Source organism: Prevotella sp. P3-92 (assembly GCF_002251205.1).
Taxonomy (GTDB): domain Bacteria; phylum Bacteroidota; class Bacteroidia; order Bacteroidales; family Bacteroidaceae; genus Prevotella.
In genome coordinates this window covers 1-1,420 of the sequence record NZ_NPJE01000054.1, presented here as the reverse complement: position 1 = coordinate 1,420, position 1,420 = coordinate 1, and the positions used below count along the sequence as shown (strand labels likewise).

The 1,420-nt window shown below is 42.5% G+C and carries 2 protein-coding genes; both read right to left on the bottom strand.

Going from position 1 to position 1,420, the window contains the following annotated elements; all coding sequences use genetic code 11:
* Positions 1–30 precede the first annotated feature (30 nt).
* Positions 31–228, bottom strand: coding sequence for a hypothetical protein (locus tag CIK93_RS07530; RefSeq protein ID WP_094447043.1), 198 nt, complete (start codon positions 226–228; stop codon positions 31–33).
* Between the two features lie 23 nt (positions 229–251).
* A complete protein-coding gene (locus CIK93_RS07525) occupies positions 252–1,229 on the bottom strand; it encodes an IS30 family transposase (protein WP_094447042.1) in 978 nt (325 codons plus the stop codon).
* Positions 1,230–1,420: the final 191 nt, after the last annotated feature.

Below are 1,420 nucleotides of genomic sequence, written 5' to 3'. Positions count from 1 at the left end.
CGCGTATTCAACTGGCAAGTGCAATCGGTACTATTGTATGTTGTCTATCTCATCGTTAAGAACTTGCTGGACAGCGACAGTAAGCAAATCACAGTAGGCATTCATTTCCGATTCTGTGTCATACTGCAGCTGTTCGTCATCTGTGCAGCAGGCTCTCGAATAGGCTTCCTCTGCGTCAGTATATCTTTTGAGAGCCTCTGAGAGTTTATCGAAGTTTTCTTTTCTCATATCTATATTTTTATGCAAAATTACTATATTTGTTCCAATAACCTTGTTACCCCACCTATGTTTTTTGAAAAAAGTTCATCAGGCGATGAGAAATGAAGCTTTTTTCTGGGTCTGTTGTTGATTTTATCTTGAATCTTCCGTATTTGACTATCGCTGACATCCTTGAATGACATTCCTTTGGGTATGTACTGCCTGATGAGCCCATTGGCATTCTCAATAGCTCCTTTTTGCCATGATGAGTATGGGTCGGTGAAGTATACACTGGCACCAATAGCCTCGGCAATCTTCCTGTGTGCAGCAAATTCTCTTCCGTTGTCAGTCGTTATAGTACGTATGCTATCTTTGAAAGGTTTCAGCATATCTATGACGACAAGCGCGAGTTCTTTGGAATCTTTTCCATGTTTCAACTTCTCCATAAACAGCCTGTTGGTGCTTCTCTCTACAAGAGTCACTATAGCCTGCTGGTTGTTTGGTCCGACAATAGTATCCATTTCAAAGTCGCCAAATCGCTTTCCGTCAGCCTCTTTAGGTCTTTCTTCGATGCCGACTCTGTCGGGAATATGATACCTTCCTGCTGCACCTACAGGTTTGCTTCTATGCTTGAGCCTATGCCGGAGATGCTTGTATAGAGTGCCTCTGTCTCGTTTATCAATCCTTATCCATTTGTATATAGTCTCATGAGAGATCTTGAAACCATCCTTTGCGAGATAGCCGGAGATCTGTTCTGGCGACCATTGGTCATTTACCAGATGTCGTTTCACTTCATCCCAGATTACTTTGCTGATGGCACGGTTTCCTGGCGTTCTCTTACTACGCTTCTCTGCTTGTTTCTGAGCTTTGTCCCATTTGTATACTCCACGCTGGCTCGAGTTACGTTTCAACTCGCGCGTTACGGTTGACGGATGGACTCCTATGGCCTCCGCTATTGATTTATTTGAGCATTTCCTTTGTAGTAACACAGAAATTGTGTACCTTTGCTCTGAGGTTAATTGTTTGTACATAAGTAATGCAAAGTTAATTAATCTCTGGGAGACTTCGGTCTCCCTTTTTGATTTATTTCACTTGCATTGTTGAATTCTGGCTCGTAAGTTCTCTCATGGGGGCTGCTCGACCCCAAACCCCTCGGTGTTTTCAGGTATTAGATTTTATCTTTACCTCTACCTGAAAATTGCACTTCTATCTTGAACTTACA